The 14,500-nt window shown below is 70.1% G+C and carries 11 protein-coding genes; 5 read left to right on the plus strand and 6 right to left on the minus strand.

Annotation, left to right across the window (positions count from 1 at the left end; translation table 11 throughout):
- From SRB17_RS08685 to SRB17_RS08700, 4 genes are read right to left on the minus strand one after another with little or no spacing between them, the layout of a single operon-like run.
- Positions 1-1,020: a ketoacyl-ACP synthase III family protein gene (locus SRB17_RS08685; RefSeq protein ID WP_323375200.1), complete on the minus strand. Its 1,020-nt coding sequence runs from the start codon at positions 1,018-1,020 to the stop codon at positions 1-3.
- Positions 1,017-1,670: an SRPBCC family protein gene (locus SRB17_RS08690; protein WP_153536460.1), complete on the minus strand. Its 654-nt coding sequence runs from the start codon at positions 1,668-1,670 to the stop codon at positions 1,017-1,019. Before SRB17_RS08690 ends, SRB17_RS08685 begins: the two co-directional genes overlap by 4 nt.
- Positions 1,642-3,402, minus strand: coding sequence for a thiamine pyrophosphate-binding protein (locus tag SRB17_RS08695; protein WP_153536462.1), 1,761 nt, complete (start codon positions 3,400-3,402; stop codon positions 1,642-1,644). Before SRB17_RS08695 ends, SRB17_RS08690 begins: the two co-directional genes overlap by 29 nt.
- Complete coding sequence (locus SRB17_RS08700; protein WP_323375201.1) at positions 3,399-4,478, minus strand: GlxA family transcriptional regulator; 1,080 nt, start codon at positions 4,476-4,478, stop codon at positions 3,399-3,401. The genes SRB17_RS08695 and SRB17_RS08700 overlap by 4 nt, the downstream gene beginning before the upstream one ends.
- Before the next feature lie 233 nt (positions 4,479-4,711).
- Between SRB17_RS08700 and SRB17_RS08705 the strand changes: the two genes are divergently transcribed.
- Entirely contained in the window at positions 4,712-5,632 is a 921-nt protein-coding gene (locus SRB17_RS08705; protein ID WP_228395927.1) for an MBL fold metallo-hydrolase, read from the plus strand.
- A gap of 106 nt (positions 5,633-5,738) precedes the next feature.
- On the opposite strand, the gene SRB17_RS08710 is transcribed toward SRB17_RS08705, so the two are convergent.
- Positions 5,739-6,362 (minus strand): TetR/AcrR family transcriptional regulator, encoded by a 624-nt coding sequence (locus tag SRB17_RS08710; RefSeq protein WP_153536464.1) that lies wholly within the window; start codon positions 6,360-6,362, stop codon positions 5,739-5,741.
- A 156-nt stretch (positions 6,363-6,518) separates the two neighbouring features.
- Between SRB17_RS08710 and SRB17_RS08715 the strand changes: the two genes are divergently transcribed.
- Both SRB17_RS08715 and SRB17_RS08720 read left to right on the plus strand, forming a co-directional pair.
- Positions 6,519-8,726 carry an MMPL family transporter gene (locus SRB17_RS08715; RefSeq protein WP_153536466.1) on the plus strand — a complete coding sequence of 736 codons (2,208 nt, stop codon included), beginning with the start codon at positions 6,519-6,521 and terminating at the stop codon, positions 8,724-8,726.
- Between the two features lie 35 nt (positions 8,727-8,761).
- Complete coding sequence (locus SRB17_RS08720) at positions 8,762-9,496, plus strand: LmeA family phospholipid-binding protein (protein WP_153536468.1); 735 nt, start codon at positions 8,762-8,764, stop codon at positions 9,494-9,496.
- A 324-nt stretch (positions 9,497-9,820) separates the two neighbouring features.
- On the opposite strand, the gene SRB17_RS08725 is transcribed toward SRB17_RS08720, so the two are convergent.
- Positions 9,821-10,495, minus strand: coding sequence for a hypothetical protein (locus tag SRB17_RS08725; protein WP_153536470.1), 675 nt, complete (start codon positions 10,493-10,495; stop codon positions 9,821-9,823).
- Between the two features lie 463 nt (positions 10,496-10,958).
- On the opposite strand from SRB17_RS08725, the gene SRB17_RS08730 reads away from it, so the two are divergent.
- Both SRB17_RS08730 and SRB17_RS08735 read left to right on the plus strand, forming a co-directional pair.
- On the plus strand, positions 10,959-11,786 hold the full coding sequence (locus tag SRB17_RS08730; protein WP_153536472.1) for an FAD binding domain-containing protein: 828 nt from the start codon (positions 10,959-10,961) through the stop codon (positions 11,784-11,786).
- On the plus strand, positions 11,783-14,500 hold the full coding sequence (locus SRB17_RS08735; RefSeq protein ID WP_153536474.1) for a molybdopterin-dependent oxidoreductase: 2,718 nt from the start codon (positions 11,783-11,785) through the stop codon (positions 14,498-14,500). The genes SRB17_RS08730 and SRB17_RS08735 overlap by 4 nt, the downstream gene beginning before the upstream one ends.

Raw genomic sequence — 14,500 nt, forward strand, 5'->3', positions numbered from 1 at the left:
TCAGTCCCGCCCGCCGTGCCAGCGGACGGCGACGGCACCGGCGAAGTCGCCCGCGTGGGCGAATCCCCCGAGCACCAACAGGTCGCCGTCCTCCACCTGGCGGGAGCGGATCGCGCGGTCCAAGGTGATCGGGATCGCCGCTCCGAACAGATTCCCGTAGTCGTCGAAGGTGTTCAGGTGCCGTTCGGCCGCCAGTTGCAGCGCCTCTCGCCAGTTCCGCAGGAAGGTGCGGTTGGGCTGGTTGGTGATGAGGACGTCGATGTCGGTGCTCGCCATGCCGAGCCGCCGGCACAGGTCCGTGACGACCTCGGGGACGAGGCGGTTCCCGCGTGCCAGGACCTTGGCGACACTGGCGTCGGTGAACCCGATCCGCAGCTGGGACTCGCCCGGCTCCCAGTACTTGCGGCCGTCGTCGACCGCCACGGTCATGTCGCCCGCGTACTCGCCGATGTGACGGGTCACCAGGTCGAGGACCGGCGACTGTGCCGACGTCGTCACGTACCCCACACCGCACCCGTCGCCCGGGATCGCCGCCTGGGCGAGTCTGCGCACCTCGGACTGGGTGAACCACTGCCCAGCGGCGCTTTGCGCGTTGCATATCAGCGCGGTCCTCGCGTCGGTGCTGGTGAGGATCTGCCGGGCCAGCTTCAGCATGTACACGAAGGACGCGCAGCCCGCGTTGGCCACGTCGACGAGCCACTCCGGGTTCAGGCCCAGCCGACGGGCCACCTCGGTTCCGGCACCCACGAACGGCAGGTCCGGCAACTGGCTGTGCACCAACAGCACGTCGACGCCTCGGATCTCCGCCGCGCCGTGCCGTTCGATCAGGGGCTGCACGGCGCGCTCGACCATGTCCGCGTTGGTCTCGTCCCTGGCCACGTGGTGCCGTAACGGCGGGACCTTGAACATGGGGTGGTTGCGGAGCTTGTCCTCGGCTCCGGGGAAGTCCGTGTAGAACTCCGCGGGGACCGGTTCGCCGGGCAGGTAGCTCGCGACGTCGGTGAGACTGACCGTGGTCACTGTGCCACCGCCCTCGCCGGAGCCGAAACGACCGGCAGGCCGCCCCGGTGACGGTGTTCCAGGATGGCCTTGAGGTTGCGCATCTCCAGGGTGTGCCCTGCGTAGAAGAGGTCCCAGTAGTCGCCCACCCACGGCCGGTCCGGGCGCGGAGCCAGATCGGGGTGCGGGTTGTCGTCGTAGTAGCGGTGCCTGCAGTTGGTCCAGGTGATCACCGAACCGGGCTCGTCGAGTACGAGCCGGGCCGGGACGACCCGCATCAGGTAGATCATCCACAGCTTCTCGCCCTGGTCCCAGGAACAGTGGTAGTCCACGGTCATGGCCTCGGGGCTGGCGAGCACCTTGCAGTAGATCCTGGTGTCCTCCTCCAGCCGGTCGTGACCGACCCACAGTCCCGGTGTGCCGGTGGGCGCGAAGTCGCGCAGACTGCAGGTCCACTCCTCCAGATGGTGCCCCTGGCGCAGATAGTCGTAGGCCTGCTCCGGGGGGCAGTCGACGTACTCGTGGATGGTGCAGTACTGCCCGTAGACCTGATGGTGGGGGTAGACCGCGTGGGTGAGTTCCATGCAGTGGGCGGTCAGTTCCTCCTTGCCGGTGTTCTCGATCCGGACCAGACCGGGGATGTCAGCCAACGTGGACGACTCCTCGCTCATCTGAACCCTCCTTGCTCTCGGTGTCGTTGGTGGCTTCGGTGAAGGACTGGAAGGGAAGGAACGGGGGGATCTCCCGTGGGTCACAGGCCACGGCGACGAACGCCGGACCGCCGTGCGCGTTGCTGCGCAGCAGTGCCGTGCGCAGGTGCGCGGCGTCCGTGGCCCCCGTGGCGGGCAGGGACGGGAAGGCGGCGGCCACTCCGGCGGCGAGGTCGGTCCGGGCGAACAGGTCGTCGCTGCGGACGCCGCCCTGGAGGAACTCCTCCCGCAGCGCGCACATGGCGTGGGCGTTGTTGTTGAAGATCACGAACGTCACGGGTGCGTCGTACTCCACGGCGGTGTGCACTTCCATCCCGTGCATGAAGAAGGCCCCGTCGCCGGCGAGGACGTAGGTGCGTCGGCCGGTGGCGAGTGCGGCACCGATGCCGGCCCCGAAGGTGTAGCCCATGCCGCCCATGCCGACCGCCACCACGAAGCGGCCGTGGCGCGGTGCCGGGAGGAGATGGACCGCGCTGGCCCCCGCGTTGCCGGCGTCCACGAAGACGTGAGCGTCCTGGGGGAGTGCCGCCTCCACCGCGGCGACCGCCTGGGCATGGGGGACGGTTCGCTCCCGGGCCGGAAAGCGCGGGCCCGGCACCGGGGCGGGAAGGGGGCCGGCGTGCGGCGGGCAGGGACGTGGGTGCGACGGCAGTCGGGCGGTCACCGCTCGCAGCGCGTCCCGCAGGCTCCCACCCAGTACGGTGCCTGCCACGAACGGCGGTTCGGGGCCGAGGGACACGACGTCGGTGCCGGCCAGGGCCCGGTCGAGGCCGCCGCGTGCCAGGACCGGCAGCCGGGTACCGACCAGCACGCACAGGTCGGCCCGGCGCAGACAGTCCTCGACGTTGGCGTGGCCCATCACCCCGGCCACACCCGCGAACCGTGGATCACGGTTGTCGAAGACGTCCTTGGCGTCCGGAGTGACCGCCACCCACGCCCCGAGGCGCCGGGCCAGTTCGGCCAGATCCCCCCGCGCGTCTGCGGCGGCGACATCCTCACCGGCGACGACGAGGACGCGACGGGCCCCGCGAAGGGCGTCCGACACGGCGCTGACGGCGGCCGTGTCGGGCCGCTGCGCGGACGCCGGCGCGGGGCCGCCCGGTGCGGGAGCCGCGTCGCGGGCGGGCACCCGGATCCGCGCCTGCTGCACGTCCTTGGGGAGCAACAGCACGGCCGGACCGCGTGGATCGGCCTGCGCCGCCGCGACGGCCCGGGGCAGCAACTCCGTGAGCGAGTCCGCGTCTTCGACCCGGGCGCAGAACCGGGAGACGGGTGCGAACACCTCCCGCGCGTCGAAGGAACCGGCCTTGCCGCTGGAGTCCTGGAACGCCCCGTGCCCCTCCTGACCGGTCGGTGGCTGGCCCACCAGGGCCAGCACGGGCACCCGGGAGGCGTACGCCTCCGCGAGGCCCGGTACGAGATTCATCGCCCCGCCGCCCGAGGTGGCCGCCACGACGCCGAGGCGCCTGGTGGTCCGTGCGTATCCGTCGGCCATGGTGACGGCGGAGAACTCGTGTTTGGCGACGACGCCGCGGACGCCGCCACGGCGGTGCACCGCGTCATACAGGTCCTCGATGTTCGCGCCGCCGACACCGAACACGTGGGTGACGCCGGCCCTGGCGAGTTCCCCGGCCAGATGGTCGACCAGCCGTACCGTTTCCACCTCGCGCGATCCCGAGGTCTCGGTCGTCATGCGGGGCTCCCTTCCCTCTCGTGGTGCCGGTCGATGAAGCCGCACGGCGAGATCACCTGGAAGCGAAGCCGGTACTCCCTGGGGGTGAGGCCCAGGGTTCGTCCGAAGGAGCGGAAGAACGTCTCGGTGGCGGCGAATCCGCAACGGCCGGCTATCTGGCTGATCGACAGGTCCGTGGTCTCCAGCAGTTCGCGTGCGCGGGCGATGCGCGTCCGCTCGACGTACTGGCCGGGCGTCGTGCCCAGCTCGCGCCGGAAGACCCGGGCGAAGTTGCGCTGACTCATGTTGGCCTGCCGCGCGATCTCGGCCACGGGTAACGGACCGTCCAGGTTGTCCAGGATCCACTCCTGCGCTGCCCTGATCGGCGGATGATCGGTCAACTGGGCGTCGAGGACGGCGCTGTACTGGGACTGTCCGCCGTGCCGCTTGAGGAACAGCACCAGAAACCGTGCCGTCTCCAGCGCGAGCGCCGACCCGTGATCGGCCTCCACCAGAGCCAGCGCCATGTCGATACCCGTCGACACGCCCGCGGAGGTCACAAAGGGGCCGTCCCAGACGAAGATCGGCTCGGCGTCCACCGTCACCTCCGGATAGCGGCACGCCATCGCCTCGCTGTACGCCCAGTGCGTGGTGGCGCGTCTGCCGTCGAGGAGCCCCGCCTCGGCCAGCAGAAAGGATCCGCCGCATACCGAGGCGACTCTGCGCGACCGGGCCGCCGCCCTGCCGATCCAGGACACGAGCGCCTGGTTCTCGAGCGCGTTGCCCAGACTCCATCCGCCCGGCACGAGGAGTGTGTCGATCGGGCCCTGCCCTGCTTCCAGGGGCGAGGCCTCCACCACCACCCCCGAACTCATGCGCACCAGTGGCGCGTCGACGGAGACGAAGTCGGTCCGGTAGGGGGTGCCCGAGGGACCCAGGAGCCGGTTCGCGGTATCGAACACTTCAATCGGTCCGGTGATGTCCAGGGCCATCGCGCCCGCGTACACCACCACAACAACACGTCGCTCCAACACGGTCACAGCCTGTATCGGACGTCGCACTGGCTGCAATGACAGATTACTGACGTATCCGGCCACCACGCGGCACCGGACGGTCGGGAAGGGAGCTGGTCAGGCACTTCGCGCACGGGGCGGACAGCGATGGGTGAGGCAGCTCACAGGCCGTCGGTACGACCGCGCGCCGCACCGACGCCCTCACCTCCGGACCACCTCCGCTTCGGGCCTTCCGGTGCCGCCGGCGCTTCGAACCTCTCTCTCCGGGCGTGTCGCAAGTGACCGGCTGGAGCCGCTGAACAAGTGAGGATGCAGACATGAGAATGCCTCTCGGTCATCCGAGCCTGCGCCCCTATCTGCCGTACCGACAGCGCCCGATGACGAACGACCATGGGGTGGTCGCCCATTTCCTCGGCACCAGTTCCGTTCTGCTGTCGGACGGGGAGACCTCCGTGCTCAGCGACGGGTTCGTCACCCGGCCGGGGAAGTTTCGTGTCGCCCTGGGCAGGATCGCGCCCGACCGCTCTCTTGTGCGCGCCACGATCGAGCGACTGCGGGTGAGGAGTCTGGCCGCGGTGGTGTGCGCCCACTCCCATTACGATCACGCCCTCGACGCGCCGGTGTGGGCACTGGAGACCGGCGCGGAGCTGGTCGGATCACCCTCCACCGCAAACATCGGCCGTGGCCTGGGAGTGCCGGAGTCGTCCTTGCGCGTGGTCGCGGACGGGGAGACCGTGTCCTACGGCCGCTTCGACCTCACCTTCCTGGACTCCGTGCACAGCCCCGGTGACCACTTTCCCGGCACCGTGGACGAGCCTCTGGTGCCGCCCGCCCGGGTCGGCGAGTGGAAGACCGGCACCGCCTACAGCGTGCTCGTCACTCATCCGACGGGCCGCATCCTGCTGCACGCCAGCGCCAACTTCCGTCCCGGCGCCCTGCGCGGCCGGTCCGCCGACGTCGTCTATCTCGGCATCGGCAATCTGGGCAAGCAGCCGACCGAGTTCCTGCGCGCGTACTGGGACGAGGTCGTGGCCGCGACCGGGGCCCGCCGGGTCGTCCTGGTGCACTGGGACGACTTCTTCGTCGGTCTGCACCGGCCCCTGAGGCCCATGCCCAACTTCCTGGACGACATCGACGTCACGATGAGCCGACTGCTGCCCCTGGCCCGCCGCGACGCTGTCGACGTCGTACTCCCCGTCGCGTGGCAACCGGGCGCCCCTCTCGCCGACCTGGCGTGACGGCGCGCGGGTGTGCTCGTCGAGGCGCCGGTGCGCGCCCGGAGCGGGGGCGGCACATCCGCGGAGTCGCCCGCAGGGCACACGTCCACGTCAACACCGGCCACCGTCATGGATGTTGAGGGGAGCCGATCTCGCGCAGGATTCCGAAGGCCCGCAGCAGGGGCGCCGGGCCCGTGTCCGTGATGCCGGACGCCCGGCGCGCCCGGCGCGTCCTCAGCACGGCACGCACGGCGGAGAGGGCCGCGCAGGCGATCACGGCCGCTTTGAGGTCCGCGTCGGGCGTGTCCGGGGGCAGCCTGTGGTGCACCAGCGCGGTCAGCCGCTCCTCGAAGTCGGAGAACGCCTGCACGAGGCGGGCCGTGACGACGTTCTCGATGTCCTCGAGCGGATGGCCGAGGGCGGTCAGGGTGGAGGCCGAGAACGGTTCGGCCGCGGCCAGCAGGGCGTTGCACACCGCGTCCAGGGGCTCCTCGTCGGCCGGACGCCGCGACAGGGCGTTCTCGACGTAGGCGAAGACCTCGACGCCGTCCGGCAGCAGCAGCGCTTCCTTGCCGTCGAAGTAGCGGAAGAAGGTGCGCACGGAGACGTTCGCGTATGCGGCGATGTCCGCGACGGTGGTGGCCTCGAAGCCGCGCTCCTTGAACAGGCGCGCGGCCCCTTCCAGCAGCAGGCGCCGCGTCTCCTCCTTCTTGCGTTCGCGCAGTCCGGCGGGGGCGATCTCACTCGGCATGTGTCGAAGCCTCCGCCCTTGGTGTCGCGACTGTCAATTGGCACGCATGTCACGCGACGAGAGCGCCGCATCTGCAAACTGGCATGAGTGCCAATTGTCATTCATGCCACTTCTCTCTAGAGTGCGTGTCACTCGTGACACTTTTCTTGGGAGGCCATGGTGCCCCGACCGTCGCAGCACCTCCTGGCGCAGGACGAAGCGCACGCCGACGCCCCACCTTCGGCGGACCCCGCCCCGACGCGCGGTGGACTCGGCCGCCTGGGCGGCTTCTGCGCCCGGCATCCGGCGGCGGTCATCGCCGCCTGGCTGCTCGTCCTCGTGGCGGCCCTGGCCGGGCGGCACATCGCCGCACCCACCTTCAGCGACGAGGTCAGCCTGCCCGGCACCGCCTCCCACACCGGCGCCGGCCTCCTTGCCACCTCCATGCCCCAAGCGGGCCGGCCCAGCGGCAAAGTGGTCTTCCACGTCGACTCCGGCACCGTGGCCGAGCGGCGGTCCGCACTCGACCGAACGCTGGCCGACCTGCGCGACCTCCCGCACGTCACCGCCGCCTCCACGCTTGTGACCAGCGCCGACGGGCGTACCGCGTACACCACCGTCTCCTTCGACGAGCAGCTGAAGAATCTCGGCCACGACTACACCGCGCGTCTCGACACGGCGACGGAGCCCGCCAGGTCGGCCGGGCTCGGCGTGGCCTACGGCGGCGACCTCGAACAGGTCGTCAGGGAACCCGCCGACGACAAGCTGAGCGAAGGCGTGGGCGTCGCCACCGCCCTCGTCATCCTGCTGCTGGCCTTCGGCAGCGTCCTCGCCGCGCTGCTGCCGCTGGTCACGGCGCTGATCAGCGTCGGAGTCGGCCTCGGCATCGTGGGCATCGTCGCCGCCACCGTGTCCTTCGCGACGTCCGCCACGACCCTCGCGGGCATGATCGGCCTGGGCGTGGGCATCGACTACGCCCTGTTCCTGACCACGCGCTTCCGCCAGGACCTCATCGACGGTCGCGATCCGGTCGAGGCCGCGGCCCGCACGGCACGCACCAGCGGACGCGCCGTCCTCATCGCCGCCCTGACGGTCGCCGTCGCCATGCTCAGCCTGTACGCGTGCGGGCTGAGCTTCATCGGCAAGATCGGCCTGGCGGCCACCCTGGCCGTCGTCGTCACCGCCGGTGCCGCCCTCACCCTGGTTCCGGCGGCCCTGGGCCTGGTCGGCAGGCGCATCGACCGGCTCCGGCTGCGCCGCCCCGTCGCCGAGAGCGCAGGGGCGCACGACGGCTGGCACCGCTACGCCGGGCTCGTCTCGCGACGCCCCTGGACGTTCCTGGCCGTCGGCCTCGCCGTCCTCGGCATGTGCTCCGTCCCGCTGCTGTCGATGCGCCTGGGCCACGTCGACGCCGGCGCCGACCGGCCCGGCAGCAGTACCCGCACCGCCTACGACTGGATAGCGAACGCCGACGGGCAGGGCTTCGGAAACGGGGCGAACGGCCCGATCCTCGTCGTCATCGACGTGCGCAGGGCGAAGACCCCGGTCACCCGGATCTCCGGCGACGTCACCGACGCTCTCCGGGACACCCACGGCGTGGCTTCCTTCACCCCCGTCAAGGCGAGCGCCGACGGGAAGGTCCTCGTCACCACGGTCACCCCGACCACGGGCCCGCAGGACGCCGCGACCGACGCCCTTCTCGACACCCTCTCCGGGCAGACGCTGTCGCAGGCCCTCGACGGCACCGGCGCCCGGGCCTGGCTCACCGGCAGCGTGGCCGGTCGGGCCGACTTCCGCGACACGGTCGGCGAGCGGCTGCCGATCGTCATCGGCATCGTCCTGGTCCTCGCCTTCCTGCTGCTCATGACCGTCTTCCGCAGCGTGGTGATCCCCCTGAAGGCCGTCGTCCTCAATCTGTTCACCACAGCCGCGTCCTACGGCGTGCTCGTCGCGGTCTTCCAGTGGGGCTGGGGCGACTCGCTGCTGGGGGTGTCGGAGCCGGTGCCCATCGAGTCGTACGTCCCGATGATGATGTTCGCGATCGTCTTCGGGCTGTCCATGGACTACGAGATCTTCCTGCTGTCCCGGATCGCCGAAACCTGGCAGCGCACCGGTGACAACCGGCTTGCCGTGGGCGAGGGGCTGTCCGCGACGGCGCGGGTCATCTCCGCCGCGGCCTTCATCATGACCGCGGTGTTCCTCTCCTTCACCGCCTCGCCGACCGTGGTCGTGAAGATGCTCGCCCTGGGACTGGCGATCAGCGTGATCGTCGACGCCACCGTGGTCCGCCTCGTCCTGGTGCCGTCCGCCATGTTCCTCATGGGCAAGGCGAACTGGTGGATCCCCCGTCGACTCGACCGGATTCTCCCGAAGCTGTCCGCGTGACCGCCTCATCCGCCCGCCCAGCCGACCGTTTCGGAGTGAGTGACCACGTGACCGGCAACCGTCGGAGCAGGATCCGCATCCTTGTCGCGATCACCGCGATACCGGCCGCCCTCGTCTGTGCGGCCGATCTTCTCGTCGAGCACAGCACCGAGGGGCGCATCGCCGCCCGGGCAGCCGGCCGGCTGAAACCGGACGGGCCCGTGCACGCCGATCTCACCACGCCGCTGGCGGGACTTCGGACCTTCGCCGGGGACATCGGCGACATCGCGGTCAGCGCCGAGGGCGTACGCCGTCAGCACACCGTCATGGACGTGTCCGTCCGCCTGAGGGACGTCACCACGGGCGGCGACAGCGCCGGCGGCACCGGGACCGCCACCGTCGGATACGACCAGGTGACCCGGCGCCTGCGGGCACTGGGCGACGACGGCCTGACAGCCGGCGGTCAGGCCGGCGCCCTGCTCCTGAGCGGGAGCGCAGGCCGCCTCGGGCTGCCGGTCGTCGTGCGGGCCGAGGTGTCCACGACCGCGGACGCGCTCACCATCACGCCCACGACCGTCAGCGTTCTCGGCCGCAGGGTGGCGGTCCCCGACCTCGCGGCCCGTCCTGGGGCCTCCCGGCTGCGGGACGAACTCGCGCCCCGGACCCTGGCCGTCACCGGTCTGCCCCGCGGCGTCACGCTGACCTCGGCACACGCCACCGACCACGGCCTCGTCCTCGCCTTCTCGATCGCGGCCGGTCCGACGCCGACGGCGGCCGGGGGAGCCGTCTGACGGTCCGGGCCGCGCCCCCGGTGGCAGTGCCCGGGAGCCGGCGTCGGCACGTGCCGGGCAGGCGGCCGCGCGTACGGGGGTCACGGCGCGTTTCCCGGTTTCACCTGCACTGCGTTCCTCGGCGTCGCTGGTTGCTCGGGCGGCGACCAGCCGCAGGGGCGCGGACGCCTTCGTCATCGCCGAGCGAGCCGGCATTCGCCGGGACCTGGCACTCTCGTCGTGACGGCGGTGCACAGCCTCCTCGTGCCGACGGCCCTGCTGAGCCGTCCCCGGCTGCCTCGCGGGTGTACGGACCGCGAGGCAGCCAGGCGCGCGATCGGGGGATCAGCCGTGGACGACGAACGTCGTGGCCTTACCGGAGCGGCCGGAGCAGGACCGCTTCTCCTCGGCGGTCATCTTCCTGGACTTGACGACCACCGCGTTGCTCTGGCCGTCCGTCCCGTTCGGGGCGGGGCCGGTGACGACGTCGGGGACGAACCAGAAGTAGTGGCCCCACTTCCGGTCGTCGTAATGGGTCTGCCATGTGCCGGCGACGGTCTGCATCACCTGCGCACGGGAGATCCAGCCGACCTCACCGGGTTTCACCGTCATGTTGACGGAGCTGGACTCCGAGTGCGTGCTCGACCAGGTGTGGCTGTACGTCGCTGTCACGCTGAGGTCGATGATTCCGGCTATCTTGCCGCCGGCGGTCACGGACACGCCCGCCGAGTCCGTGGAACCGACCGTGTCGGACCAGGTCATCGACTGGGTGGCAGGCGAGGTGCTGCAGTTGTAGAGCGAGTCGGAGACCCGGTGGAAGTCCCCGAGATACGCCTGACCCAACTGCGGGTCGTTGAAGGTGCACTTCCCTTCGCCCGAGTCGCAGTCGGTCATGAGCTGTACCCGGGTGGGCTGGTCATCGGCCGAGGCCGGAAGGGCCATCGACGCGACCGCGCCCAGGGCAGCCGCTGAGAGCGCCAGCATCCGTCCGCCGTAGCGCATCCTGCGGTTGTTCGCCATACATGTGCCTTTCGCTGTGCATGAGGGGGGTCGGCGACCGCGGGAAGAGCGGATCAAGTCACCGCGATCACTGCCTGTTGCGATCCAGGCGACGCAACAACTGACCTATCTACACCACCAGTTGACGAAATCCCAGCTGTGGACGACCTTCTGCCGAACTGGTCCGCCTGTGCCTTGCTGGTCTGGACCTGATCCGTGGGGATACCCCTGTGGCGTCGAGGCCCATGGACGCCGTTACGATGTGCAGTGGATCGACTACTTTCAGCTGTCCTCGGCCGGGCCCTCATTCGCATGCTGCGATAAGCTGTGACAAAAGTGTCTTTGCCTGCCGGTCCCTCGCGGCTCAGTCGCCCGAACGGTGCGGCATGGCGGCCACCAGCTGCTCGGTCAGCGGAAACCAACTCCGACAGTGCCAAGGGACAGTTGTCATTCCGTAGGTCCGTTTTCCCGTAGGTCGGTTTTCATGGACCTCAACACCATCACCGAAGTAATCCGGCGACCGTCCGAGCGGCCGGGCACGGACTGGCACGAGGGCGACGCCTGGCTCGCAGGCGGAACATGGCTCTATTCCACGGAGCAGCCGGACCTGCGGCGGCTGATCGACCTGACGGCGTTGCGTTGGGAGCCTCTTGTCCCGACGGACCAGGGTCTGGAGATCAGCGCCACATGCACCATCGGCGACCTGTACGCCTTCCCGTGGCCGGAGGGCTGGACCGCCGGAATCCTCTTCCGGAAGAGCTGCGAGGCATTCCTGTCGTCGTTCAAGGTCTGGAACGCGGCGACCGTCGGCGGAAACATCTGCATGTCCCTGCCCGCCGGCCCGATGATCACGTTGACGGTCGCACTCGAGGCGCAGTACGAACTGTGGGCGCGCGATGGCTCCGTGCGTTTCGTCGACGCCCTTGATTTCGTCACGGGCGACCACCGCAACGTCCTCGCCCCCGGGGAGATCCTTCGGCGCATCACCATTCCGGAGCATGCGCTGCGCAAACGCACCGCGCACCGTCGCTTCACGCTGACCCGGCTCGGCCGTTCGACGGTCTTCCTCGTCGGCACGCAACGGCGGGGAGCGGACGATCTGCTGCTGACCGTCACCGCCGGCACCACACGGCCGGTCCGCATCGCCTTCGGCTCCCTGCCCGATGCCCGAACCCTGCGGCAGAGCATCGACGCCGTGCGCGCCGACGTCTGGTTCGCCGATCCCAACGGGACCCCTGACCACCGCCGGCATCTGTCACGGCACTTCGCCGAAGAGATCCGCCGCGAACTCACGGCGGGGGACCTGCCATGACCTACAGCGTGAACGGCCGGGAATTCGACCGGGAACCGGCCCCGGGCCAGTGCCTGCGCACCTTCCTGCGCGAACTCGGCCACTTCGGCGTCAAGAAGGGGTGCGACGCGGGCGACTGCGGCGCCTGCACGGTGTGGCTGGACGGCACGCCGGTACACAGCTGCATCACCCCCGCGTTCCGCGCGGACGGCCATGAGGTGACCACGATCGAGGGCCTCGGACGGCCCGGCGCCCCGCATCCCATGCAGCGGCAGTTCGAGGACGCCCCGGGGTTCCAGTGCGGTTTCTGCACCGCAGGGATGATCATGACGTCGGCGACCTTCACCGAGGACCAGAAGGCGGATCTGCCACGGGCGTTGAAGGGAAACCTCTGCCGCTGCACCGGATACCGGGCGATCGAGGACGCCGTGAAGGGCGTCCGTGCGGTGGAGACGGCGGAACCGGGCAAAGCCGTCGGGACGAGCGTCGGCGCTCCCGCGGGCCACGACGTGGTGACCGGTCAGGCCGAGTTCACCATGGACACGCAGATCGACGGCATGCTGCACCTCAAGGTGCTGCACTCACCCCACGCGCACGCGCGGATCCTCTCGGTCGACAAGAGCGCCGCCCTCGCGGTGCCCGGCGTGCACCGGGTCTACACCTGGGAAGACGTACCCCGCAGACGCTTCACCACGGCGATCCACACCGACCACCTGGTCGACCCGGACGACACCTACGTCCTCGACGACACGGTCCGCTTCGCCGGCCAGCGTGTCGCAGCGGTCCTGGGCGACACGGTCGGGGCGGCCGAGGAGGGCTGCCGGCGGCTCGCGGTCGCGTACGAGGTGCTGCCCGCGGTGTTCGACCCGGAGGCGGCGATGGCCGACGGCGCACCCCAACTGCACGGCTCCCACGACCCGTTCGTCCGCGACCCTGCCCACAACATCCTGCTCGAACTCCACTCGCACATCGGCGACGTGGACGCGGGATTCGCGGCGGCCGACGTGATCCACGAGGGCACGTACTCCACACCGCGGGTGCAGCACGCGCATCTGGAGACCCACGGGTCGATCGCCTGGATGGAGAACGGCCGGCTGAACGTCCGCACCAGTTCGCAGTCACCATCGATCGCGAAGGTCAAACTGGAGTACCTGTTCGCGCTGCGCCCGGACCAGCTGAGGGTGTTCTGCAAGCGCGTCGGCGGCGGATTCGGCGGCAAGCAGGAGGTGGTCGCGGAGGACCTGGTCGCGCTCGCCACCCTGGACACCGGGCGGCCCACCTGCCTTGAGTACACCCGTGAGGAGGAGTTCACCACGGCCTCGCCGCGGCACCCGATGACGCTGACGGTCAAGCTCGGTGCGAAGGCCGACGGAACGCTCACCGCTGTCCAGGTGCGCAATGTGTCGAACACGGGCGCGTACGGCAACCACGGCGGCGAAACGGTGTACGCGGGCGGAGCCGCCGTCATGATCTACCGCTGCCCCAACAAGAAGTACGACGCGTACTCCGTCTACACCAACACCGTGCCGAGCGGGGCGCTGCGCGGTTACGGAATGACACAGCCGGCGTTCGCGGTGGAGTCGGCGATGGACGAACTGGCCCGTGCCCTTCACCTCGACCCGCTGGAACTGCGCCGACGCAACATCGTACGGCCGGGTGACCCCCTGGTCGCCCTGCACGACGGCCCCGACGACGTGATCTTCACCGAGGACGGACTCGCCAAGTGCATCGACCTGGTGGGCGACGCCCTGGCCCGTACGGCCGACCGGCCGCCCCCCGGCCCTCAGTGGCTCGTCGGAGCCGGCGTGGCGAGTTCCCTGCACGAGACCGCGCCCCCGACGGAACACCTCTCCGAGGCCTGGGTGACGCTGGGCAACGATCTCATCTACGAACTGGCCGTCGGGACCCCCGAGTTCGGGGAGGGTACTTCCACGGCCCATGTCCAGATCGCGGCCAACCAGCTGGGCACGACACCCTCGCGGATCCGTCTGGTGCAGTCCGACACCGACCGCACGGGTTTCGACACCGGAGCCTTCGCGAGCGCGGGCCTCTTCGTGGCCGGCAACGCGGTCCTGCGGGCGGCCAATGCCGTGCGCGACCGCATCCTGGAATTCGCCGCGGCGCACACCGGCGTCCATGTCGTGATGTGCACGATGGACGACGACGGTGTCGTCTGCGGGGACCGGCGGGTGTCGCTGGCCGAACTCGTCGCGCTCGCCCGGACGCGCCGAATCCGTTTCACCGCCGCCCGCAAGGCGTACGGCTCACCCCGGAGCGTCACCTCCAACACCCAGGGGTTCCGGGTCGCCGTGCACCGCGTGACGGGTGAGATACGGATCCTGTACAGCGTGCATGCGGCGGACGTCGGAGTGATCATCAATCCGGCGCAGGTCCGGGGGCAGGTGGAGGGCGGTGTCGCCCAGGGAATCGGCTTCGTGCTGACCGAGAACCATCACCTCGACGACAGCGGCGTCATGGTCAACCCGAACCTCCGCAACTACCGCATCCCCACCTACGCCGACATCCCCCGTACCGAGGTCCTCCTGGTGGGCTCGGCGGATTCGGTGGGGCCCATGCGGGCCAAGGGGATGGCCGAGTGCTGTATCAACCCGGTGGCCCCCGCGCTCGCGAACGCGGTGCATGACGCCACGGGCGTCCGCTACCGTGCGCTGCCGCTGACTCCGGAACGCATTTACGGCCGACTCTCTGCGGAGCAGCCGGTGTCAACAGGTTGA

Origin of the sequence: Streptomyces sp. RB17 (assembly GCF_009604455.1) — a bacterium.
GTDB lineage: Bacteria > Actinomycetota > Actinomycetes > Streptomycetales > Streptomycetaceae > Streptomyces.

Coding starts and splice junctions, on each gene's coding strand:
- SRB17_RS08690 (WP_153536460.1), bottom strand. CDS start 1,670: ATGAGCGAGGAGTCGTCCACGTTGGCTGACATCCCCGGTCTGGTCCGG.
- SRB17_RS08695 (WP_153536462.1), bottom strand. CDS start 3,402: ATGACGACCGAGACCTCGGGATCGCGCGAGGTGGAAACGGTACGGCTG.
- SRB17_RS08705 (WP_228395927.1), top strand. CDS start 4,712: ATGAGAATGCCTCTCGGTCATCCGAGCCTGCGCCCCTATCTGCCGTAC.
- SRB17_RS08710 (WP_153536464.1), bottom strand. CDS start 6,362: ATGCCGAGTGAGATCGCCCCCGCCGGACTGCGCGAACGCAAGAAGGAG.
- SRB17_RS08715 (WP_153536466.1), top strand. CDS start 6,519: ATGGTGCCCCGACCGTCGCAGCACCTCCTGGCGCAGGACGAAGCGCAC.
- SRB17_RS08725 (WP_153536470.1), bottom strand. CDS start 10,495: ATGGCGAACAACCGCAGGATGCGCTACGGCGGACGGATGCTGGCGCTC.
- SRB17_RS08730 (WP_153536472.1), top strand. CDS start 10,959: ATGGACCTCAACACCATCACCGAAGTAATCCGGCGACCGTCCGAGCGG.
- SRB17_RS08735 (WP_153536474.1), top strand. CDS start 11,783: ATGACCTACAGCGTGAACGGCCGGGAATTCGACCGGGAACCGGCCCCG.